The sequence below is a fragment of the Parahaliea mediterranea genome (assembly GCF_017255185.1).
GTDB lineage: Bacteria > Pseudomonadota > Gammaproteobacteria > Pseudomonadales > Halieaceae > JAFKCZ01.
The window spans coordinates 1-23003 of the sequence record NZ_JAFKCZ010000012.1; the positions used below are offsets into that span (position 1 = coordinate 1).

A 23003-nucleotide genomic window follows, 5' to 3' on the forward strand; every position below is an offset into this window, starting at 1 on the left:
AGCCCATCGGCAATATTCCGCCGGCGGAATTGGAAATGGCGTACTATCGCCAGCAAGAAGAGTCAGCCATGGCGGCCTGACTCAAGCAACTGAGCCTCCGGAAATCCCGGGGCGATTCAGTAGGCCTTTTCCTTGGGCTAACCTCTAGCGCCTCTACTTTCTCGACAAAAGTTGCAGTCACCGTCGCCGGCAACTACAAAGTAACTGCGTGGGACAGCGACTTGAATACTCTCTACACATCGAGCAGCGTCGCACTGGATACAAGCGCAACTACACTGAATATTCCAGGAGACGTGGCCTGGGTCGCAATTGAAGATGCCGCCAATATCGGCGGACGAGTTATTGTGGACGACCTCATTGACGCGGTTCCGGTAGCACCGGAAATGGCTCTTTCCCAAGGCGCCACCGGCATCGCCGACGGCGGCACACATGACTTCGGAGCTCGAGCACTCAACTCCAGTACCGATACGGTATTTACGGTGGCCAACTCGGGTAGTGGCAATCTAACATTGAGCACACCGATCAGCCTGGGCGGAGCGAATGCCGATCAGTTCAGTATTCAAGCTCAACCTTCATCGACAATAGCTTCCGGCGGCGGCGAGACCACCTACACCCTACGCTTCACCCCCACCAGCACGGGAACCAAGACCGCCACCATCGCAATTGCCAACAATGATAGCGATGAAAATCCCTATAACCTGACCATTACCGGTACGGGAACGGCCCCGGAAATGGCCCTGTCGCAAGGTGCCATACCCATCGCCGATGGCGGTAGCTACGGCTTTGGCAATCACGCGCTGAATTCCAGTAGCAATGCGGTATTCACTGTGGTGAACTCGGGCAACAGCGATCTGATGCTGACCACGCCGATCAGCTTGGGGGGAGCCAATGCCGATCAATTCAGTATCCAGACTCAACCTTCGTCCCCGGTAGCTGCCGGCGGCGGCACGACCACCTACACCGTGCGTTTTACCCCCACAAGCGCGGGCGCCAAGACCGCGACTATCGCAATAGCCAACAACGATAGCGATGAAAATCCCTACAATCTCTCTGTTACAGGAGTGGGAACCGCTCCACCTGCTTTCAGCATGAGCTTTGCACCAAATTCAATAAATGCCGATAGCACTTCGACGCTAACGCTCACTATAGACAACAGTTCAAATACTGTTGGAGCAACAAATCTGTCGTTTACAGATAATCTACCAGCCGGGCTAGTTGTTTCCACGCCAAGCAATGCCGCAACCACCTGCAGCGGTGGAACGCTTACAGCCCTCTCGGGAACGGGTAATGTAAGTTTCACTGGAGGCACTGCGGCAGCAAACACCGTCTGCGTGATCAGTGTAGATACCACCTCCAGCAACGCGGGAACGTATATCAACACAAGCGGAGATCTATTGTCATCCCTGGGCACTAGCGGTTCGGCTACTGACACGCTCACGGTCATTTCAGTCCCGGAAGCTCCTGTTATAGGCACAGCAACCGCCGGGGAAGCTCGAGCGACCATCGAGTTTACCGCCCCCGCTAGTGATGGTGGCTCTCCCATCACTGAATACACGGCCACCAGTACACCAGAGAACCGAACCGGTACCTGTTCGAGCTCTCCCTGTACTGTCACTGGGCTCACAAATGACACAACCTACACCTTTACCGTCAAAGCCACTAATAGTGTTGGAACGAGCGAAGTATCTGAAGCCAGTAATTCAGTAACACCTTCGGGAGACACAGACGGTGATGGAACACTCGACTCAGATGATGCATTCCCTTTCGATCCTGTGGAAAAAGATGATTTTGACGGCGACGGAATAGGTGACAACGGAGATGCTGGCGGACTCGGAGTGGGTGTAAGGGTTGTTGATGCACCGCTAACTTGCCAGTTCCAAGGGCCGGTAACCGCCGAGCCGGTATCGACAGAGAAGGCACCGGGGCAAGCCATATCGACACAATTGCGGTTTGTTCTCGCCGGTTGTGGTAGCTCTGTCTCGATAGAAGCCCTGTTCGGCGACGACCTCCCGAATGGAAGCATTGCCTATAAGGTCACCTCTTCTGGTGACTGGATTGCAATACCGAACGCAACTATTGAAGGTAACAAGATCAGCTACATCGTGACGGACGGAGGACCTCTGGATGAGGACAGCATTCCAGGCACCATCACCGACCCAGTCACTGCTGTGGTACTGCCAGCGTCCGTGACCGCCGTACCTACCCTCCCGGAATGGACTCGAATATTCCTCGCTGCGGTCATCGGCCTCATCGGTGTATCCTATGTAAGGCGCCGATGGGCATGGTAATTTCCTGATTTATCGCACTGAGAAAACCCCGCCTAGCGCAGCGAACGGGGTCAGGCCTTACATTTGACACGTTGTATCCACGTTTTTCTTCGAGCGCCCTCACCGCTCGACTGACAGTGGCGTAGCTCACACCAAAAGCTTCACCCAGCTTTGCGAGGGTATAGTGCCCGCTGCGATGGGCCATTGCCATTGCGACTTTCCGCGCTGTAAAACTCTCTGCAAAATAGCTCAAAGGCTTTGGCGGACCCAATTTCTGGAGCTTGGGGATATCCCGCAGCGACTGACCGGCGACGAGCTGCACCTGACTCCTGACGCATAATTTCTTTATCTTTTCCCTATGACCACATCGGATCTAACAAATCCAATAAGCTCATCATGTCCGAAAAGCTCATTGTCCTGATTGTCGACAAAATATACCCAGTACATATTCTTATCGCGAGAGTCTGCAGCCAACCTGATATTCAAAGATTTTTCCCGCGTTGTTATTGAAACATCAAAATCAAATTCAGGATGAGACCCACTTCGTATCTTTAAATATTGTCTATTTGAAAAAACCCGTTGTAGCTCACACAAATCATTAAGGGGCCTACCGTTTATATATACAACAACGGTCGGATTCTGCAGCATGCGATCAATTTTTCGGAATATAGATACTGATTGATAAGTATTAGTAGCCACCGCGCACAGTATAATTAACGGAATTGCCAGCAAGACAAGCCAGATACCAAATTTCCTAATAGATATTTGCATAAACTTTCATTGGATTAGCTAACCAACACCGACTACTTGAGCGTACCAGTTTTTCAGAAAGGAGATCGCAAGACTTCAGTTGCAAGTCAGCCCTGCGTACCCACAGTCTGCGAGATACAACGGAGCCTCCTTCACACCTCTGATCTCAACACGGGCAGACTCTACTGCGGATACACAAAATCAACACAGTCCTGCGTGTACTCCCACAAGCGTTCCGCGGCGCCCTCGTCCAGCGCCCAGGGCCGCGGTTTCACCGCCTTGCAGCGCACGAAATAGCGCCCCGTCACATCGGCCACCGCCTCGTCACAGCACAGGTAGATCGAGGTTTGCGCCCCCTGTTCGGGACTGCGGAAGAAGGGCTTGAGCAACACCGGCAACAGGCGGCTCAACACGCCCGGGTTCTGCCCGCCCAGGGAAGTGGACACCGCCCCGGGGTGCAGGCAGTTGACGGTAATCCCCTGCCCTTCCAAACGCCGCGCCAGGCTGAGGGTGAACAGCATATTGGCCAGCTTGGAGCGCCCGTACTCCCGGAACGTCCGGTAGTTTTCCTGTGCCTGCATATCCTCGAAGCCCATGCTGCGCACGAACTGGTGGGCGTCGGAGGCGACGTTGACGATGCGTGCGGCCTCCGCCCGCTGCAGCGCGGGCAACAGCAGGCCGGTCAACAGGAAGGGGGCGAAGTGATTGACCGCCAGGGTCTCCTCGTAACCGTCCTGGCTCTCGCGGCGCTCGGTGTTGATCAGGCCGGCGTTGTTCAGCAGTACGTCCAGGGGCTCGCCGGAGGCCAGTATGGCGCGAGCGGCCTCGCGCACGCTGGCCAGGGACGCCATATCCATGTGGACGACCTCCGCCGGCGAGCCTCCGCGCTCCGCGATCTCCCCGGCAAGCGCCTCGCCCTTGGCCACGTTGCGGCACAGCAGCACCAGTTGCGCGCCGCGGCGACCCAGTTCCAGCGCCGTCTCGCGGCCGATCCCCGCCGTGGGCCCGGTGATGGCTACACGTTTTCCCTGCATACTCGACTCCTGTCCACACTGTTATGATTATTGTCAACGGCCGCGTTGCCGCTGCCCATAGCAAACACTAGCACGCCCCTGCCTCTTGCCGACACCGGACTTTTCCCGCCTAATAACAGGTATATGAACCCCCTACTCGAACTGACCCGAATCGTCCAGGCCGCGGCCCAGGCCAGCAGCGACGCCGACCAGGTGGAGCTGATCGTGGAATCCATCCACCGCGCGGTCGGTGTGGATGTGTGCAGCCTGTATATATCCCAGCCGGATCACAGCATGCTGCTGGCCGCCAGCCGGGGCCTTGATCCGCGCTCGGTGGGACACACCCTGCTGCCGGAGGGCACGGGCCTGGTGGGACTGGCGGCGCGCAGCCGGCATCCGGTGAACGTCGCCGAGGCATCCGCCCATCCGGATTTCCGCTACGTCGCCGAAACCCACGAAGACGCCTTTCACAGCTTTTGCGGCGTACCACTGGTGCGCGGCGGGCAGGTGATCGGCGTGCTGGTGGTGCAATCCCGCGAGGCGCGGCTGATGAGCGAGGAGGAACTGGCCTTTCTGGTCACCCTCTCCACCCAGCTCGCGCTGGTGCTGCCGATGGACCCGGCGGCGATCAGCCGCGCGCGCGGCACCAGCCAGCGGGTGCGGGGGGTAAAGGGCGCTCCCGGCGTCGGTATTGGCAAGGCATGGATCTGCGATCGCGACGACCTGTACAAAGTCCCCGACAAGGCCTGCGCCGACCCCGAGGCCGACCTGCGGCAGTGGCATGCCCTGCTTGAGCAGGTTACCCAGGAGGTGGAACAGGAGCGGCGGTCCCTGGAACCGGGTCTCTCCGACGCGGTGACGGCGGTGTTTTCGGCCTACCAGATGCTGCTCGGCGACAGCCAGCTGCGCGACGGCGTGGCCATGCGCATTCGCGCGGGCCAGTGGCTGCCGGGCGCCCTGCGCCAGACCGTACAGCATTTCGCGGACGTGTTCCTGGCCATGGACGACCCCTACCTGCGCGCCCGCCACGAGGACATTCACCACCTGGGCAACAAGCTCTACGCGGCGTGGACCGGCAACGACGCCCGCCCTGTGAGCAGCGGCAAGGGGCCCGTGGTGCTGGTGGGCAGCAAGTTGAGTGTGTCCGACATCGCGGCCTGCCACCCGGACCGGCTGCAGGGCATCGTCTCCTTCGAGGGTTCAACCCTGTCCCACACCGCGGTGCTCGCCAACGCCCTGGGGGTGCCGGCGGTAATGGGCACCGGCGGCCTGAAACAGCTCAACAACGGCGATACGGTGATCGTCGACGGCAACGTCGGGCAGGTACTGCTGCGCCCGGCAGCCTCGGTGAAAAGGGAATTCCGCCGCCTGCAGCAGGCCGAGCAGGCCTTGAAGGGCGAACTCGCGGAACTGGTCAACGAGAGCGCCACCACCACCGACGGCCAGCGCATCCGGCTGTTCGCCAACACCGGCCTGCTGGCGGACATTTCCCCGGGTCTGGCCAACGGCGCCGAGGGCGTGGGGCTGTACCGCACCGAGATGCCCTTCATGCTCAGCGACACCTTCCCCTCGGAGGAGGAGCAGGAGCACATCTACCGCCAGGTGCTGGGCGCCTACGCCGGCAAGCCGGTGTACATGCGCACCCTGGATATCGGCGGCGACAAACCCCTCCCCTACTTCCCCATCGAAGAGGAAAACCCCGCCCTGGGCTGGCGCGGCATCCGCTTTTGCCTCGACAACAGCGCCCTGCTAATGACCCAGCTGCGCGCCATGCTGCGCGCCGGACGGGACAGCGACAACCTGCATATTCTGCTGCCAATGGTCAGCAATACCGGCGAAATCGACGCCCTGCGCTCGCTGCTCGACGACGCGCTGGCGCAGCTTGGCGACGAGGGCTACCCGCTGAAACGACCGCCCGTGGGCATCATGGTGGAAGTACCGGCGGCGATTTCACTGCTTCCCACCTGGGCGCCGCGCCTCGACTTCGTCTCGATCGGCTCCAACGACCTCAGCCAGTACCTGCTGGCCCTCGACCGCAACAACCCGCGCGTCGCGGCGGCCTACGACCACCTGCACCCGGCGGTGCTCAGGGAAGTGGCCCGCGTCACCGCGATCGCCGACGAAGTGGGCCTGCCCCTGAGCCTGTGCGGGGAGATGGCCTCCGACCCGGCGGCGGTACTGGTACTGGCCGGGCTGGGCATTCGCACTTTGAGCATGAGCGCCGCGCGCATCCCCCGTATCAAGTGGCTGCTGCGCACCATCTCACAGGCGGATGCCGCCGCCCTCGCGCAGCGGGCACTGCACATGGAGCACGCCGCCGACATCCGCGAACTGCTGCAACAGGCCCTGCGCGAGCGCGGACTCGAGCGCCTGCTGAATTCGACGTAGCCCGGCACCGGGCCTGGCCTCTATACTGTTTGCGTAAACCCTGGTTCATTGTCACCCTGCGGGACAAGCAGGAAGAGCGGGAAGAATACTATGCCGATCAGCTTCAGCGCCGACAACGACCCGCTAGCGGGTGATGCCCTGCAGCGCCATATCGCGGCCGCGATCGCGGCCCGCCCCCTTCAGGGCAGGGAACTGGACGCCTGGTACCTGGCGGTGCGCGCGCTGTTCAAGCCGGTGCTACTGCACAGCGAGCGCGTGCCGGACCGGCCCTGCCTGTTCGTCGGCAACCACTCGCTGTTCGCCCTCGATGGCATGGTGATCTCGCCACTGCTGGCCCGCGAACTGGGCCGCGCGGTGCGCCCCCTCGGCGACAAATTCCTGTGGAGCAACCGCACCATCGGCGACACCCTGATCCGGCTGGGGGCGGCAATGGGGCACCCGGAAGTGTGCACCGCGCTGATGGAACAGGGCGAGGACCTGCTGGTGTTCCCCGGCGGCGCGCACGAGGCGGTCAAGCCCGCCAGCGCCATGTACGAGCTGCAGTGGAAGGAGCGCTACGGTTTCGTGCGCCTGGCGGCGGCGCACGGCTACACCATCATGCCCTTCGGCATCGTCGGCCCCGACGAGTTCTACGACCACTGGATCGAAAGCGAGGAACTCCCCAACACGCCTCTGGGCGCCCTGCTGCGGCGCTTCGGGCTGCTCGATGGCGACACCCGCACCGACATGCTGCCGCCCATACCCCGGGGCAGCCTGGGTACGCTGCTGCCGCGGCCGCAGCGCTGTTTCCTGGGTTTCGGCGAGCCGGTGGACCTCGCCGCCTACGCCGGCAAGACGCCGACCAAGGCGCAGCAACGCAAGATTCGCGAACGCGTGGCCACCGAGATCGAGACCCAGCTGGCGGAACTGCTGCGGGTGCGCGAACAGCGCCGGCGCGAGGATGGCCTGCTGCGCCGCATACTGACCCTGTGAGGTAGCGGCCGCGGCCGCCACCCCTCTTTCCCTATTCCGCCATCACCCGGGCCAGCCGCTCCGGCGCGCGCCAGGTGCTGCCGAGCAGGCGCCAGGAATAGATCATCGCCAGCGCCAGCAGCATCACCACGAAGGCCCACCAGCTGGCCATGGGCCCGAAGTCCAGGACCTTGATGATCACCACCTGGGAGACCAGCATCAACAGGTGCACCAGCATGGAGGTCTTCATCAGCCAGCGGGTGTCCCCGGCGCCGCGCAGTACCCCGCTGGCAATCAGGATGGTGGCGTCCGCCAGGACATAGGTGGCCAGGCCGGTCATCATCTGGCTGCCCAGCCGGGCGATCGCGCCAAAATCGCCCTCGGGGGTGGCGAACACGTTCATCAGCTCGGTGCGAAATACAATAAAGCCGATCCCCAGCACCAGCGAATAGCCGATGGCCAGCAAAAAGCCGGCGCTGATAACCTGGTTGGTACGGGTCATGTCGCCGGCGCCCACATAGCGGCCGATCATGCTCGTCACGGCGATGTTCATACCGATCAGCGGCACGTAGTTGAGCATGTCCCAGTTGAACACAATGGCCATCGCCGCGCCCTCAGTCACCCCGTAGGACTGGAACAGCAACAGGAACAGGTTAAAGGTGGCGGCGCCCACGAACAGCTCGAAACCCGAGGGCAGGCCCAGGCGCAGGTAGCGGCGCAGGATACCGGCGTCGTAATGAAAGGACGCGGCCACCGAGAAGCGCTGCCGGTGCACCCGGTTGAAATAGAACACCATGTACACGGCGATGGTGAACACCGTGGCAATCACCGTGCCCAGGGCCGCGCCGCGAATCCCCAGCTCGGGGAACCCCCAGGCGCCGAACACCAGGGCGTAGGTCAAGGGGATGTTCACCGCCACGCCGAACAGGTCCGCGATCATCACCACCCGGGGCCGGGCGATGCCGGTGAAATAGGCCGCAATCCCGGTTTTCACCAGGGTAAAGAAAGAGCCCGCCATCAGGACGTAGTAATACTGCCGTTCCAGGCGCACCTGGGCCGGCTCGTGCCCCATCACCGCGAACAGGTTCCCCGCCTGCCAGGCGACCAGCGCCAGCAGGGGCTGGCACAGCAACGCGATCAACACGCCCTGGGTCACCACCCGCGGGCATTTGTCCATGTGACCAGCGCCATAGTACTGGGCCACCACCGCGGTGGCGTAGGAGATCACCCCCATAAAGAAAGCGATGGAGACGAAAAAGGTCACACCGCCGCCGAGGGCGGAGGCGATGTGCAGGGCGTCGATGCGCGACATGAACAGGCGGTCGGTGAACACCATGAGCGCAAAGGCGCTCTGTGACACCACCATTGGCAGCGCCAGCCGGAACAGTTCCCTGAGTGTCGCGGATGAAAACACGGTCAGCCGGCGGCGATCCACTCATCCACGCGCCGCTCCAGGATGTCCAGCGGCAGGGAGCCGCCGCCCAGCACCAGGTCGTGGAAGTCGCGGATGTCGAAGTCGTCACCGAGGGCCTCCCGGGCCCGCTCACGCAACTCGAGGATCTTCAGCATGCCCACTTTGTAGGAGGTGGCCTGCCCGGGCCACACCAGGTAGCGCTGGATCTCGGAGCGCACCGAGGCCTCGGGAATCGCCGAGTTGTCCAGCATGTACCGCACCGCCCGCTCCTCGGACCAGCCTTTGGCGTGCATGCCGGTATCGACCACCAGGCGAATGGCGCGGAAAATTTCCGCGCCGAGACGGCCGAAGTCGTAGTAGGGGTTATCGTAGACGCCCATCTCCCAGGCCAGCAGTTCCGAATACAGGGCCCAGCCCTCGCCGTAGGCGGAATACCAGACGTTGGTGCGAAACAGCGGCAGGTCCTCGCGCTCCAGGGCGATGGAACCCTGCATGTGGTGGCCGGGGTCGCCCTCGTGGTAGGCGGTGGTCTGCAGGTCGGTGCGGTTGTTGGCGCGCATGTCCGACAGGTGCATATAGTACACGCCGGGACGGCTGCCATCGGCGGTGCCCGGCTCGTAGAAGGCGGAGGCGCCATCGCGTTCGCGGAAGGCCTCCACCCGGCGCACCTCCAGCCCCGCCTTGGGCAGGATGCCAAAGTACTGCGGCAATTTGTCCTCGATTAGCTCCAGGTAATGGCGGGTCTCGTCGATAAAAGCCTGCCGCCCGGCGTCGGTGTTCGGGTAGTAGAAACGGTCGTCGCTGCGCACATACTCGAAGAAGGCGTCCAGGTCGCCCTCAAAACCCACCTGCTCGCGGATGGCCTCCATCTCGCCGCGGATGCGCGCCACTTCCTCGAGGCCCAGCTGGTGAACCTGCTCCGCGCTGAGATCGGTGGTGGTGTACTGGCGCAGGCGGTGCGCATAGTAGGCACCGCCGTCGGGCAAGCCGTGCACGCCCCGCGCCTGGGCGTCCGCGTTGGCACGGTCCTGTTGCAACCAGGCAATCAACGTTCGGTAGGCGGGCCCCACCTCGTCCACCAACGCGGCGCGGGCACGATCACGCAATGCCTGCATTTGCGCGTCGTCCACCAGCCCCGCCTCGCGCAGGGCGGCGGTCTTGGCCAGTACGTCGCTCCACAGCGGAGCGGGATTCCCCTCATTCTCGAAGGGCGCGCCAGTGATCATGCCCCGTGACTGCTCGATCACCACCCCGTAGGCAAAGCGTGGCGGGCGGATGCCCTCCCCCGCCGCCACCGCGGCCCGCGCCTGCAGTTGTCCCAGGGCCCGGGCGACCCCGGACAGTCGCGCGATGTAGTCGCGCATATCCTGTACCGTGTCGACCTTGTGGTAGTTGATCATGAATTGCGGCAGGTCGGTGTGGCTGCTGGTAACCGGGTCCAGCACGTAGTCGTGGCGCCGCCACTTCGCCTGGTTGCTCGCGCGCTCGGCGCGATACACCCAGTAGTCGTAGGAGACTTTTGCCTCGGGCTCCAGCGCCCCGTAGTCAAAGCGCTCGCGCAGATCGTCGACGGTACCCAGTTGCCAGGCCAGCTCGGCGTCCAGGGCAGCCTCGCTGTAATCGTCGATCTGGTCGTACTGTTGCTTGCGCCCCAGTTCGGTCAGGCCCATCGGGCTGAAAGCCAGCTCCTCTTCGTAGCGGTCATCGAGCCAGCGCGTCAGGCGCTCGCTCTCGGTTTCCGCCCACAACGGGGCGGCAAGCGTGAACAACGGCAAAAACAGCGCCGTCACAATATAGTTGCGCATGGAGATACTCCTGATTTTGGGGGCTGCGCCGGGCGGGCCGGAAGTGTCGACAGGCTACTTTGCGTGCGCTGGAACGAGCGGCGGGTCCTCTGCCCGGATGCGGCCAAGCCGCCTAGTATAGACGCTGGCGCGGGATTGGAAAGCCCGTAGCCGGGACCGCGCCTGGTCTATACTTGCCCGGGTCACCCGGCCACCTGGAAGTCCAGATGTTCCATCGAAAGCGCATTGACCGACAACCGCCCCGAAGCCAATCGCGTCGCCGTTCGGCGCGCGCCGCGGCGTGCCTGGCCTGCATGGCCCTCGCCCGAACCGCGGCGAGCCAGACAGGCGAGGTTGATCGCGGAACCCTTGAACTGCGTGAACTGGGCAGCGCCTATGCCCACCTGATCAGTTTCGCCGCCGAACCGGAAATCTCCGCTTCCCGCTTCAGCATCGACAATGACAGCAACGGCGCCATCGACCAGGACATCGACGTGATCAAGCTTCCGCTGTATCGCGAATTCGAACTGGAAGGCCGCCGGTCCAAGGCCTATCTCCAGGCCGCGTTCAGCGCCCTCAGTTACACCGAGGAGGGGCGGGTCGACTTTCCCGCGCTGGCGCTACCCCCGGTGGAACTCGACGCCGAGTGGCAAGCCTACTCCGCGGTGATCGAGGCGGGCCTGGTCATGCCCCTGGGGGGCGGGTTTTTCCTGGCGCCGGGACTGGGTCTCGGCGGCACCCGCATCGACAACGAAACGACCATTACCGGCGAGCCCCTCGGACCGGCCCTTGAAGCATTGCTCTCGGGCGTCGTCATCGACTGGCAGAGCAGCGCCTATATCGGCCGCGCCAATATCGGCCTGCTCTACCGGGAGAAATGGGGCTCAATCAAGGTCCGGGGCGCGGCACACTTCGTATACAGCTACGTGGAAAGTTTTAACGAATCGAAGGGCTTTGCCCCCTTCGACGCCCACAACGGCAGCGTGTCGGTCAAACTCGATCTCGCCAAGCCGCTGGCGATCAAGATCGGCGACGACCCGCTCTACCTGATCGGCCACGGGGCCGCCACCAGTTTCGTGGGCGCTCCCCGGGAGGTCCTGAATTTCGACCACTTTTTCGAACTGGGGGCCTCCCTGGGCTACCGGCAGGTGGCCCTGGGCATACAGGCGGTACTCGGACCGGACGTGGACGGGTTGAGTATCGTATTCGACTACGGGTTCTGACCCCCGGTCGCGACGTCGCGCTGCCCGCCATTCCCCGACGGCGGGGTCACCCCGGGCGGCAGGAAAGTGCAATCATCCCCCGCGACTGCCCGGCAGCGCCGCGCCCGCGGCGCGAGCAACGGGTCCGGGCTGTCCTGCCAATCGAGAAACTCAATGTCGCCGAGAGCCGTGGTGCTGCGCCCGGACACCTGGGCCACCAGGCGCAGGCCGTCGCTGATATAGGGGTCACCGGTCAGGTTTTTGCGCGGCTCGTCGAGGTCGCCGACGGGCGCGCCGGCCGCGAAGGCGAAGCGCTGCAGGACACCCGCCAGCATCAGTGACTGCAACAGGTTCTCCCTGGCCTCGTCGACATTGGGGTCGATGACATGGGTCACGAAGTTAGGGCTGCGCAGGGTGGGCTTGATACTCACGTCGCGGCTGACCTGCCCCACCCAGACCGAACGCTCCTGGTGGCGGAAGGGCGCCAGCCACAGCCGTATGTGGTTGCGTTGCAGGATGGTGTTGCGCGCCCGCTGCAGGGCCAGGTCCTGGGGGCGGTCAAACAGGTACAGTGGCGACACCGGGGCCACCGGATAGGCGCCGCCGGAAATGCCCGCGCCAATCAGGCGGCGCACGGTGTCCAGGTTGATTTTGTGGGTGAACGACCAACCCGCCCGGGACAATCCCGCCAGCACGTCCCCGAGATTCCCCAGGAACACGAGATTGACCGGGTCGCCCTGCCCCTGCGCCTTCTTGTCGGTGGTACAGCACGGCAGCCCCCGCAGCCGGGCCTGCAGCGCGTCCAGATCCAGGTCGGGGCGCACCTGGCCCGCGTAGATCTGTTCCGGCTCGAGACTTTCAAAGTCGAAGGTGCCGTCCGGCAGGGTCACCGCGAAATCGAAGTGCAGCGAGTGCTTTTCCCCGGCCAGGGTGACCGCCAGGTAGCGGCCGCCCTCGTGCCGCGGCGCCAGCACGTAGCCCTCGGTGATCGCCCCGGGAGGACTCTTCAGGGGCATGGCGAGGTCATTGAAACGCTGCACCAGGCGCGTTTCGTCCTCTCCCATCAGACCCGGCGTAAACAGGGCGGCGGCCTCTCCCGGCGCGAAATAGTTGGCGTCCAAGGCCGCCACCAGCAACCAGTGGCTGTGATCGCTGCGGTTTTCCATGCGCAGCCAGATCGCCTGCAGGCCGACATCGGCCAGGTCCACGCCGTAAACCTGCCGAGCCTGCCCGTCGGTCAGCAGGGTCGTGGACACCGTCACATCGTGACGGGTCTGGGTGCGAAAATCGTTGCTGGCGCCCCCCTGCGCGCTGTCCTGCCGCGGTGTGCTGGCCCCGCACCCGGCCAGCAACAGACAGGCCGCCAGGACCCAGCAGTAGGCCGGCCGCTCAGGCAAGCTCATGCTCCCTCCCCCAACTGCCGCGCCACAAAGCGCACGATGGCTTCGAACAGCGCCGCGCGCGGAAAAGGCGCATCGTCGTCCCGCGCCGCCAGCGTTTCCAGCTCTCGCTCGATATCAATGGCCACCCCCCAGTGGTCGGTGTTGGCGTAGCCCAGCAGGCTCGAACCCGGCCACAGCCCCTCGCTCAACATCAGTTGACCGTCGTTGCGCAACTCCCGGCGCGCCAGCAATTGCCAGCTGGGCCTGAGTGCGCGGGCGATGCGCTCGCGGGTAGTAAACGCCTCCAGCATAAAATAGCGAATGTGGGCCGGCAACGCATGCGCCGCCAGCCAGCGCTGGCGGCGCTCGGGCAACAGGCTGTCCACCACCCCGCCATCGCCGGGATCGCAGCGCCCGGCAAAGGCGTGGACGAGCAGTGTGTCGTAGGCCCAGGCGCCACTGCTGGCCACCTGGCTTCCCCGCACCGGGCCGGCCACGCTGACCACGGCGTCCACCCGGGCCGCCAGGCGCGGATACTCGCCGAGAAAGTGCAAAATATCCACCGCACCCTTGGAGTAGCCGACCAGCAGGGTGCGCTGCCCGGGTGCGGGCGGGTCGCTGCGCAGGGCACCGGCGATCAGGTCCGCGTTGGCCGAGGCACTGGAACGACTGGCGATGGGCAGTTCCGCGACCGGGTAGCCCGCCGCCGACAGGGCGCCCACCGCCCGCCCCCAGGCCAGGGAGGCGGCCCCGAAACAATCCGAGAAGGCCCCGCCCACCACGAAGACACGCAGGTTGCGATCCAGGGCCGGCAGCGGCGCCGGCGCCGCGGCGGGCGACTCGTCGGCAAGGCGCCACAGCCATTCGCCGCAGCCCCGATCGTCCTTCGCCACGTCTTGTGCCACGTCTTGTGCCACGCCTTGTGCCACGTCTTGTGCCAGAGTGGCGCAAAACACCTGCCGAAAACCGGCGCGCAAATCCCGCGCCACGCCGGGGGCCGGCGCCGGCAGCACGGCCTCGCCCGCCCGGTAATCCTCCGCCGTGGGCACCGCCACACACCCGGCGACCAGTGACGGCACCAGCAGGGCGGCGATCCAGCGCCATACGGCCACCGATGTTTTTTCCGGTGCTTTCTCCGATGTTTTCTCCAACGCCTTGGCCAACACCCTGTCCAACTGTTGCTTCGGCCCCTTCTCCAGTGCGCTACCACCGCCGTCGGTAGAGCCAGTTTGCTCACATTATAGTGCGCCTGCGGCGGTGTTCGCCTGGCGTTAAGGCGACGCCGCGGGCGGTGGATCCACCGGGGTGGATTTTTTTCTATACTTGGTCAATACAAGCGGCCAATACACGCTGCCGGTACACGCGGCCGGCGGCGCGATTCACGGCGCGGCGCACAGCCCATCGCGGGCGCGGGGCATACACAATGAAGATCGCGGTCTCGCGGGCCCTCGGGCCCGTCCTAAGCACTTTCCTGGCCCTGCTCGCCGCGGGCTGCGGCGGCAATCCGCCGCGGGGAATCGAAATGATGCCAGCGCCCGCTGTCTACGGCTCCGGCGGGGGCGAGGCGCTGGGGCACCTGAGCGGCCCGGAGCCGCTGGACATGCTGTATGTCACCAATCGGGCCCCGGTAACCGAACGGGGGCAGCACGGCGAACGCCACTACAGTGGCGAGCGGGGCTATCTCCTGCGCGCCGGCAGCGCCGACATCGCCTTCGGCGACACCGATGTCACCTGGGACGAGGCGCGCAAGATCTCCCTGCTGAAGAACCGCCCCGGCTCCTTTCCGCTAGAAGTGAAGGGCATCAACGAAACCGGCATCCTGCGCAACAGCGTCTCGCTGTTTACCCCCGAGGACATTGCGGCGACAGTGGACGATACACCCACGCGGGCCTTTCTGGAGGCGATTGAGCAGCGCCTGGCGCGCTCTTCTATGAAGGACATTTTCATCTATGTCCACGGCTACAAGGTGATCTTCGAAAACCCCCTGCTGGTGTCCTCCGAATTGTGGCACTTCCTCGGCTACGAAGGCGCGGTGGTCGCCTTCTCCTGGCCCTCGACCCCCGCGACCTTTGCCTACATGAAAGACATCGAAACCGCCCGCGTGTCGGCCTGGGGACTGAGGCAACTGCTCGAACTGCTGGCCCGGGAAACGAGCGCGCGGCGTATTCACATCGTGGGCTACAGCGCCGGCACCCGGGTGGTGCTTACCGCGCTCCACGAGATGGCGCTGCAACACCAATGCGATCGGCCCGAGGCGATCAGCGACACAACGCGGCTTGGCAACGTGATCCTGGTGGGCTCCGACGTCGATACGGGCTTGGTGGCGAGCTATATGCTCGATGGCCTGTTGTACACCCAGGACCGCCTGACCTTCTACACCTCCCCCGGCGACCAGGCCCTGAAGCTGTCGAAACGCCTGTTCTCCCACCGCCGCTTCGGGCAGGTCGTGCCCGGTTCCCTGGACGAGCGCATGCGCCAGTTTGCCCACGCCTCGTCCCGCTTGTTGCTGGTGGACGTGGAGGATGCCGACCATTTCGACGACGGCAACGGTCACGCCTATTTCCGCAAGAGCCCCTGGGTGAGCAGCGACATCCTGATGACACTGCGCTTCGACCTCGCCCCGGGGACGCGGGGTCTCGAGCAACGCGACACATCGCCCTTCTGGCGCTTCCCGGCGGACTACCACCAGCGCTTCGAAACAGCCCTCGACGCGGCGCGCATGGCGCGGCAGTGAGTGAACGCCGGCCTGGCACCCAAAGCCCGCCAACCCGGTCGCATTGGGCCACCCTTGTGCCCGCCTCGCATCGAATACACTTCAATCGGCGTGCGGGACCCGTTAATCTGTTTACACCAGGGGCCTGGTCCGGGGAAGCAAGCCATTGATGACACTGTATAAACGCTGGCGCAACCTGGACCTGTCGGTGCGCATTCTCATCGGCCTTGCCGCCGGCATTTTCACCGGCCTGTTTTTTGGCGAACCGGCCGGCATGCTGCAACCGCTGGGCGATATCTACATTCGCTTGATGCAAATGACGGTGCTGCCCTACCTCATTACCTCCCTGGTCATCGCCTTCGGCCAGCTGGAAGTCAGCCAGGCGAAACGCCTCGCCATCTGGGGCGGGGCGCTACTGGCGGTTGTGTGGGCATTCACCGGCGTGGTACTGGTACTGTTTCCGGCGACCTTCCCGGAATTCACCAGCGCCACCTTCTACAGCCAGGCCCTGATCGAGCAGCGCCCCGCCATTTCCTTCACCGACATCTACTTTACCCACAATCCCTTCGACTCGCTGTCGCGCAACGTGGTCCCCGCCATCGTGCTGTTCAGCAGCCTGGTGGGGGTCGGCGTCATGGGCCTGCCCGACAAGGACAAGCTGCTCGCCCCCCTGCGCATCTGGAACCAGGCCATCGTGCGGGTCACCCACTTCGTGATCGGGCTGACACCCATCGGCGTGTTCGCGCTGGCCTCGGTCATCGCGGGCACCCTGACCACCGAAACCTGGCTGCGCCTGGAGGTGTACTTCCTGGTGTTTGGCGCCGCCGCGTTGCTACTGGCCTTCTGGATCCTGCCGCTGATGGTCACCGCCGCCACGCCCTTCAGCTACCGCGAGGTCACCGGCGTGGCCCGGGACGCCCTGCTGATGGCCTTCGTCACCAACAGCGCCTTTATCGTGCTGCCGCTGCTGATCGACCGCTGCAAGGAACTCCTCGCCAGACACGGACTGCTGGAAGAGAACAGCGACTCGGCCACCGAGGTACTGATTCCGGTGATGTTCAACTTCCCCAATGCGGGCAAGTTGCTGACCTTGCTGTTCGTGCCCTTCGCCGCCTGGCTGAGCGGCGCGCCCATGGTGTTCGGCGACTACCCGACACTGCTCGCCGCCGGCATACCCAGCTACTTCGCCAAGGCGCAAACCGCCCTGCCCTTCCTGCTCGATTTGTTCGCCCTGCCCCAGGACCTGTTCGACCTTTACATACCCACCACCATACTCACCGGCAAATTCGACTCGCTGGTGGCGGCGATGAACCTGATCGTATTCGCCCTGCTGGGCTCCGCGGCCATGGCCGGCTTCCTGCGCCTGCGCCGCGGCCGGGTGCTCGCGGCGCTTGCGGCCATCGCCGGCGGGACCGTGGCGGCAGTGCTGGTCCTGCGACTGCTGCTGGGCGCCCTGATCGATACCAGCTACCAGCTGGACGAGGTGGTGCAATCGATGCACAACGCCAAGCGCCACTCCGGGACCATCGTGCACCGGGACGCGCCGCCGCCCGTCGCGGCGGATGCCCCGAAGGACGCCCTGGAGCGGGTGCGACGGCGCGGCACCCTGCGCATAGGTTACGATCCCGACAACCTGCCGATGAGCTTTTTCAATCGCGACGACGAACTGGTGGGTTTCGATGTGGAGCTGGGCGAGGAGCTGGCCTCCGCCATGGGGCTGCGGGCCGAATTCGTCCCCATCCGCTGGCCGGCGCTGCCAACGATGCTGCAACAGGGGGTGATCGATGTCATGCCCGGCATGTGGTACCGGCCCTACTGGTTCTCGCGCCTGCAACTGAGCGAACCCTACTTCACCGGCACCATCGCCCTGGTTACCCGGGATCACCGGCGCCAGGAATTCCAGCGTGTCGAGCAATTGCAGCGCAGCGAGGGGCTCACCATCGGCGTGCCCCTGGATTCGGAACAGATCAGCACCAGCATGGAGTACTACTTCGCCGGCAGCGATGTCCGCTTCCAGGTACTGGAATTCTGGAAACCCTTCTTCGAGGGCCGCCACCCGGAGATCGACGCCTTCCTGATGCCGGCCGAACACGCCGCCGCCTGGACCCTGCTCTACCCCCATTTCACGGTGGTGGTACCGCAACCGGACCCGGTCAGGCTGCCCTCGGCCTTCGGCGTGGCCACCGACGCCCTCACCCTGCGCCGGGTGGTCGACGAGTGGACCGTGTTCGCCCGCGAGGCCGGGTTGGTGGACCAGCACTACCGCTACTGGGTGCTCGGCAAGGGCGCCGAGACCCGGGCGCCGCGCTGGTCGATCCTGCGCGACGTGCTGGGGTGGAAGAACCGCGACTAGCGCGGGCGGTTCGTGGGTGACTCCCGCGTTTGCCGGGCAACCGCCGCCGCGGCCCACTGAAGTTGTTCTTCCGAACAGGTGGCACCGGCGACAATCTCCGCGCCGGCCGCGTCGTAGAGGGCGATGCAACCCTCGGGGAATATCACCTCGAACTCACCGCTGCCGCGCACGGCGATTTCAGGCCCGCCATCGCCCGATGAAATCACCGTGCGGCCGACTCCCGTGGCGGACGGAGGCGGCGCGCTCTCGCGAAGGTGGCGCCCCGCCACCCAGCCCTCGGTGGGCGGGTCCTCCAGGGTCCTGATTCGGCACCAGCGCTGCCCTTTGTGGGGCGCGCACCCCAGGTTGCGGCCGATATCGCCATTGCCGAGCGCCCCCACCAGCGGATTTTCGCTGCCGGGTTTGGCGCGCACGTCGAGGACCTCGTTCCCGGGGACCCCGGCAACTACCCAGAAATCCGGGCCGCCGGCGTAGCCGTCGGCAAAATCCGGCTCGACCGTCTCGACCCTCGCCGCACAGGCGGACAGCGCCAGAAGCAGGGGGGCGAGCAAGCCCGGGAGTCGACCCCTAGCCACCATCCGCGGCGCGGCGGTGCTAGCGCTCATCCAGGGCCACCCCCAACTCACCCAGCGTCGCCGCCATGTCTTCCGCCGAACTCGCGGGCTTCACGTCGGTATCGATTTTGAGGATGGTGCCGTCCTTGCCGATGTAGAACGTATGCCGCTTGGCGTAGCCCAGGGGGTGCAGCACCCCGTAGGCCCTGGCCACGGTGGTATCCGGGTCGCTGAGCAGGGGGAAGTCCGCCCGGGTTTCGGCGGCAAAGCCCTTGTTGTCCTCCAGCGGGTCCACGCTGGCCATGAAATAGCTGACGTCATAACGGCGGATCAGGTGGCCCTTCTCCGCCAGCGACTTGCACTCAATGGTGCAGCCGCGGGTAAAAGCCTTGGGGAACCAGGCCAGCACCACCGCCTGTTCGCCGCGGAAATCGGAAAGCGTATAGGTCTCGCCGTCGCTACCGCGCAGGGTGAAGTCCGGGGCCTGGTCGCCAACCTCCAGGGCGTGGGCTCCGGTCGCGCCGAGCAGCGCGAACACAAGGGCAGCAAGGGCATTGCGCATCAGGATCATCGGTTTCTCCGAGCTACAATCGGTGGGGATAAGCGTGTATGGTACGGCCGCATAGCAGTATGGATCACTGCACCTTCGACAACAAGCCGACGGATTTATCCATGAGACTGACATTTTCTTTCGCGCTGGCGGGCCTGATGGCACTGCCGGCCCACCTTTCCGCCAGCGACGAGACTCCAACCTGGGACGTCGGGCAACCGGACTACTCGGTATCCGCCAGGCGCGCCAGCCTGGACGTGACCGAGGGCACCTGGATGAGCCTCGACGTGTCCCCGGACGGCAAGCAGGTGGTGTTCGACCTGCTGGGCGACATCTACCGCATTCCGATCGCTGGCGGCGAGGCCCAATCCCTGACCTCCGGACACGCCTGGGACATGCAGCCGCGCTACAGCCCCGACGGCCGGCGCATCGCCTTCACCTCGGATCGCGCCGGGGGCGACAATATCTGGACCCTCGACCTGGAAAGCGGCGACTTTCACCAGGTGACCTTCGAGCAGTTCCGCCTGCTGAACAACCCCAGCTGGAGCCCCGACGGGCAGTACATCGCCGCGCGCAAGCACTTCACCACCTCGCGCTCCCTCGGCACCGGCGAGATCTGGCTCTACTACGCCGCCGGCGGCGACAACAACAGCGGCCAGCAGGTGGTGGCGCGCCCCAGCAAGACCTTCCAGAAGGAACAGGGCGAACCCATGTTCACGGCGGACGGTTCGGGCATTTACTACACCCTGAACACCACCCCCGGCGACACCTTCATCTACCACCAGGACAGCAACACCGAGCTGTTCCAGATCCGTCGCGTGGACCTGGACAGTGGCGAGGTCACCACCGTGGCCGGCGGCCCCGGCGGCGCGGTCAGGCCCACCCCCTCCCCCGACGGCAAGTGGCTGGCCTACGTCAAGCGCGTGCGCGCCCAGTCCCGCCTGTTCGTCATGGACCTGGCCTCCGGCGAGGAGCGCATGGTCCACGACAAGCTCGACCTGGACATGCAGGAAACCTGGGCGGTGCACGGCCTGTACCCCAACATGGACTGGACCCCCGACAGCCGGCGGCTGGTATTCTGGGCCGGCGGCAAGCTGTGGAAACTCAGCGTCGCCGATGGCGCGCTGGAAGAGATTCCCTTCCATGTCAAAGACCAGCGCGACATCTACCCGGTACCGCGCTTCGAGGTCGAGGTGGCGCCGGAATCGGTGGACACCCGCATGGTGCGCTTTGCCCAGCCCTCCCCCGATGGCGAGGCAGTGGTGTTCGAAGCCCTGGGGCGCCTGTACATCAAGCACGGCGACCGCGAGCCCAAGCTCCTTAGCTCCGACAGCGGCAACGGTTTTGACTACGCCCCGGTGTGGTCCCCCGACGGCGATAGCGTGTATTTCCTGCGCTGGAACGACAGCGAGCTGTCCTCGATCCGCCGGGTCAGCGCCCGCGGCGGCAAGTCCCGCGAGCTGGGGAATCTGCGCGGCCAGTTCACCGAGCTGGCCATCGACCCGCGCGGCGAAACCCTGGCGTTTCGCAAGCGCGCGGGATCGGAACTGCTCAATCCCGCCTGGGATATCAAACCCGGCATCTACCTGATGGACATCGACGGCGGCGACGCGCGCTTCGTCGGCAAGCGCGGCACCGACCCGCACTTCGGTCCGGACCCGGCGCGCCTGTACGTGCAGGAACGCGCCGACACCGCTTCCGGCCGCGGCAGCAGCACCGCGGTCACCAAGCTGCTGTCGATGACCCTGGAGGGCCACGACGTGCGCGAGCTGGCCCAGGCCGAATTCGCCACCAGCATCCGCATGGCGCCCACCGGGCGCCACGTGGCCTTCGAGAACAGCCATCACATGTACCTGGCGGCGCTGCTGCCCAGCGGCAAGGCGGTGGAACTCGACGCCGACAAGCCCGCCTTCCCGGTAGTCAAGTTGAGCCGCGTGGGCGGCACCTACCTGTACTGGAATGCCGACGGCAGCGCGGTCAGCTGGTCGGTCGGCCCGCGGCTGAAAACCGTGGCGGTGGACGCGGCCCTGGCGGAGGGTTTCACGCCCCCCGACAGCGACAGCGGCACCGACCTGTCGGTTACGGTGCCGGCGGCGAAACCGGAGGGCCGGCTGGCGCTGGTCAATGCGCGGGTCATTACCATGGACGGCGAGCGCGCGGTACACGAACGGGGCACGGTGCTGATCGAGGACAACCGCATTCAAGCCGTGGGCGACAGCGACCGGGTAACGGTTCCTGACGGCTATCGCACGGTCGACCTGAGCGGCAAAACCATTATCCCGGGCCTGGTCGACATCCACGCCCACGGTCCCTACGGCGACGGCGAGATCATTCCGCAGCAGAACTGGGACCTGCTGGCCCACCTCGCCCTCGGGGTGACCACGGTGCACAACCCCTCCAGCGCCGCCAACCTGGTGTTCGCCGCGGCGGAATACCGCAACGCGGGGCTGATTCTCGGCCCGCGGATATTCTCCACCGCGGAGATCATCTACGGCGCCAAAAGCACCTACTGGTCACCGGTGAGCAGCCTGGAGGACGCCCTGGCCCACGTACGCCGACTCAAGGCGCAGGGCGCCATCTCGGTGAAGAACTACAACCAGCCGCGGCGCGAACAGCGCCAGCAGGTGATCGAGGCCGCGCGTCAGGAAGGCCTGATGTCGGTGGCCGAGGGCGGCTCGCTGTACCACCAGGACATGGGCCTGATCGGCGATGGCATCACCGGCATTGAGCACAACGTGCCGGTATTGCCGATGTACGAGGACGTCAGCCAGTACTGGTCCCAGTCCCAGGCCGGCTACACGCCGACCCTGGTGGTGACCTTTGGCGGGTTGACCTCGGAGGACTATTACTACCAGGACACCGAGGTGTGGAAGCACCCGATCCTCGCCAACTTCGTGCCGCCCTCAGTGCTGCAGCCGCGCTCGGTGCGCCGGCCGATGGCGCCGGAAGCGGACTACCGGGACGACGACGCCGCGGCCGCGGCCAAGGTGCTGCTGAACCAGGGCATCATGGTCAACACCGGCGGTCACGGCCAGCGGGAGGGGCTGGCTACCCATTGGGAGATGTGGAGCTTCGCCCGCGGCGGCTTCAGTCCCATGGAGGCCCTGTCGGCGGCCACCATCAACCCCGCCACCTACCTGGGCATGGACCGCGACCTGGGGTCCCTGGAAGCCGGTAAACTGGCGGACCTGGTGATCCTGGACGCCAACCCGCTGGAGGATATCCGCCACACCGACCACATCAGTCACGTACTGCTGAACGGGCGGATGTACCGGGCAACCGACCTGGCCGAGCAACACACCGGCGACAGCACACTCGCGCCCTTCTACTGGCAGGGCAAGCCGGAGTCGGATATCCGCTGAACAAAGTGAGCCCCCACTGTAGGGTCGAATTCATTCGACCGCCCCCGGCAAACGGCGGCGCAATGAATTGCGCCCTACAGTGGGCTCGACCGGCGCCCACCCTGTAGGGTCGAATTCATTCGACCGCCCCAGCAAACGGCGGCGCAATGAATTGCGCCCTACAGCGGGCACAACCGGCGCCCACCCTGTAGGGTCGAATTCATTCGACCGCCCCAGCAAACGGCGGCGCAATGAATTGCGCCCTACAGCGGGCACAACCGGCGCCCACCCTGTAGGGTCGAATTCATTCGACCGCCCCAGCAAACGGCGGCGCAATGAAT

Annotated in this window: 14 protein-coding genes; 7 read left to right on the forward strand and 7 right to left on the reverse strand. The window is 64.7% G+C overall.

Going from position 1 to position 23003, the window contains the following annotated elements; translation table 11 throughout:
* Positions 1 to 221: 221 nt before the first annotated feature.
* Positions 222 to 2288 (forward strand): choice-of-anchor D domain-containing protein, encoded by a 2067-nt coding sequence (locus tag JYP50_RS15730; protein ID WP_206561511.1) that lies wholly within the window; start codon positions 222 to 224, stop codon positions 2286 to 2288.
* Between the two features lie 911 nt (positions 2289 to 3199).
* Here JYP50_RS15730 and JYP50_RS15735 read toward each other — a convergent pair.
* Positions 3200 to 4051 (reverse strand): SDR family oxidoreductase, encoded by an 852-nt coding sequence (locus JYP50_RS15735; RefSeq protein WP_206561512.1) that lies wholly within the window; start codon positions 4049 to 4051, stop codon positions 3200 to 3202.
* A gap of 123 nt (positions 4052 to 4174) precedes the next feature.
* Here JYP50_RS15735 and ptsP point away from each other — a divergent pair, with 123 nt between their 5' ends.
* Together ptsP and JYP50_RS15745 are read left to right on the forward strand one after the other, a co-directional pair.
* Positions 4175 to 6418, forward strand: a complete 2244-nt coding sequence (ptsP, locus tag JYP50_RS15740; protein ID WP_206561513.1) for a phosphoenolpyruvate--protein phosphotransferase — start codon at positions 4175 to 4177, stop codon at positions 6416 to 6418.
* 90 nt (positions 6419 to 6508) lie between these two features.
* Positions 6509 to 7390, forward strand: a complete 882-nt coding sequence (locus tag JYP50_RS15745; RefSeq protein ID WP_206561514.1) for a lysophospholipid acyltransferase family protein — start codon at positions 6509 to 6511, stop codon at positions 7388 to 7390.
* Positions 7391 to 7421: 31 nt separating this feature from the next.
* On the opposite strand, the gene JYP50_RS15750 is transcribed toward JYP50_RS15745, so the two are convergent.
* Positions 7422 to 8804, reverse strand: a complete 1383-nt coding sequence (locus JYP50_RS15750; protein ID WP_347136817.1) for an MATE family efflux transporter — start codon at positions 8802 to 8804, stop codon at positions 7422 to 7424.
* Positions 8786 to 10588, reverse strand: coding sequence for a DUF885 domain-containing protein (locus tag JYP50_RS15755; RefSeq protein ID WP_206561515.1), 1803 nt, complete (start codon positions 10586 to 10588; stop codon positions 8786 to 8788). Before JYP50_RS15755 ends, JYP50_RS15750 begins: the two co-directional genes overlap by 19 nt.
* A gap of 293 nt (positions 10589 to 10881) precedes the next feature.
* Between JYP50_RS15755 and JYP50_RS15760 the strand changes: the two genes are divergently transcribed.
* Positions 10882 to 11790: a hypothetical protein gene (locus JYP50_RS15760; protein WP_206561516.1), complete on the forward strand. Its 909-nt coding sequence runs from the start codon at positions 10882 to 10884 to the stop codon at positions 11788 to 11790.
* Here the strand turns inward: JYP50_RS15760 and JYP50_RS15765 are convergent.
* Both JYP50_RS15765 and JYP50_RS15770 read right to left on the reverse strand, forming a co-directional pair.
* A complete protein-coding gene (locus JYP50_RS15765; protein WP_206561517.1) occupies positions 11778 to 13172 on the reverse strand; it encodes an LssY C-terminal domain-containing protein in 1395 nt (464 codons plus the stop codon). The two genes, JYP50_RS15760 and JYP50_RS15765, sit on opposite strands and share 13 nt — an antisense overlap.
* Positions 13169 to 14314, reverse strand: coding sequence for a hypothetical protein (locus JYP50_RS15770; protein WP_206561518.1), 1146 nt, complete (start codon positions 14312 to 14314; stop codon positions 13169 to 13171). The genes JYP50_RS15765 and JYP50_RS15770 overlap by 4 nt, the downstream gene beginning before the upstream one ends.
* A 260-nt stretch (positions 14315 to 14574) precedes the next feature.
* Between JYP50_RS15770 and JYP50_RS15775 the strand changes: the two genes are divergently transcribed.
* Positions 14575 to 15885, forward strand: a complete 1311-nt coding sequence (locus tag JYP50_RS15775; protein ID WP_206561519.1) for an alpha/beta hydrolase — start codon at positions 14575 to 14577, stop codon at positions 15883 to 15885.
* Between the two features lie 148 nt (positions 15886 to 16033).
* Positions 16034 to 18217, forward strand: a complete 2184-nt coding sequence (locus JYP50_RS15780; protein WP_206561520.1) for a cation:dicarboxylate symporter family transporter — start codon at positions 16034 to 16036, stop codon at positions 18215 to 18217.
* Here JYP50_RS15780 and JYP50_RS15785 read toward each other — a convergent pair.
* Both JYP50_RS15785 and JYP50_RS15790 read right to left on the reverse strand, forming a co-directional pair.
* Positions 18214 to 18822 carry an SH3 domain-containing protein gene (locus JYP50_RS15785; protein WP_206561521.1) on the reverse strand — a complete coding sequence of 203 codons (609 nt, stop codon included), beginning with the start codon at positions 18820 to 18822 and terminating at the stop codon, positions 18214 to 18216. The two genes, JYP50_RS15780 and JYP50_RS15785, sit on opposite strands and share 4 nt — an antisense overlap.
* Positions 18812 to 19342 (reverse strand): peroxiredoxin, encoded by a 531-nt coding sequence (locus JYP50_RS15790; RefSeq protein ID WP_206561522.1) that lies wholly within the window; start codon positions 19340 to 19342, stop codon positions 18812 to 18814. Before JYP50_RS15790 ends, JYP50_RS15785 begins: the two co-directional genes overlap by 11 nt.
* Positions 19343 to 19443: 101 nt before the next feature.
* On the opposite strand from JYP50_RS15790, the gene JYP50_RS15795 reads away from it, so the two are divergent.
* Positions 19444 to 22683 carry an amidohydrolase family protein gene (locus JYP50_RS15795; RefSeq protein ID WP_206561523.1) on the forward strand — a complete coding sequence of 1080 codons (3240 nt, stop codon included), beginning with the start codon at positions 19444 to 19446 and terminating at the stop codon, positions 22681 to 22683.
* The last annotated feature ends 320 nt before the right edge of the window (positions 22684 to 23003 follow it).

Bases quoted from the DNA above. Each gene is read 5' to 3' on its own strand.
- JYP50_RS15775 (WP_206561519.1), top strand. From the start codon at position 14,575: ATGAAGATCGCGGTCTCGCGGGCCCTCGGGCCCGTCCTAAGCACTTTC.
- JYP50_RS15760 (WP_206561516.1), top strand. From the start codon at position 10,882: ATGGCCCTCGCCCGAACCGCGGCGAGCCAGACAGGCGAGGTTGATCGC.
- JYP50_RS15780 (WP_206561520.1), top strand. From the start codon at position 16,034: ATGACACTGTATAAACGCTGGCGCAACCTGGACCTGTCGGTGCGCATT.
- JYP50_RS15755 (WP_206561515.1), bottom strand. From the start codon at position 10,588: ATGCGCAACTATATTGTGACGGCGCTGTTTTTGCCGTTGTTCACGCTT.
- JYP50_RS15765 (WP_206561517.1), bottom strand. From the start codon at position 13,172: ATGAGCTTGCCTGAGCGGCCGGCCTACTGCTGGGTCCTGGCGGCCTGT.
- JYP50_RS15785 (WP_206561521.1), bottom strand. From the start codon at position 18,822: ATGAGCGCTAGCACCGCCGCGCCGCGGATGGTGGCTAGGGGTCGACTC.
- JYP50_RS15790 (WP_206561522.1), bottom strand. From the start codon at position 19,342: ATGATCCTGATGCGCAATGCCCTTGCTGCCCTTGTGTTCGCGCTGCTC.
- ptsP (WP_206561513.1), top strand. From the start codon at position 4,175: ATGAACCCCCTACTCGAACTGACCCGAATCGTCCAGGCCGCGGCCCAG.
- JYP50_RS15745 (WP_206561514.1), top strand. From the start codon at position 6,509: ATGCCGATCAGCTTCAGCGCCGACAACGACCCGCTAGCGGGTGATGCC.
- JYP50_RS15735 (WP_206561512.1), bottom strand. From the start codon at position 4,051: ATGCAGGGAAAACGTGTAGCCATCACCGGGCCCACGGCGGGGATCGGC.
- JYP50_RS15795 (WP_206561523.1), top strand. From the start codon at position 19,444: ATGAGACTGACATTTTCTTTCGCGCTGGCGGGCCTGATGGCACTGCCG.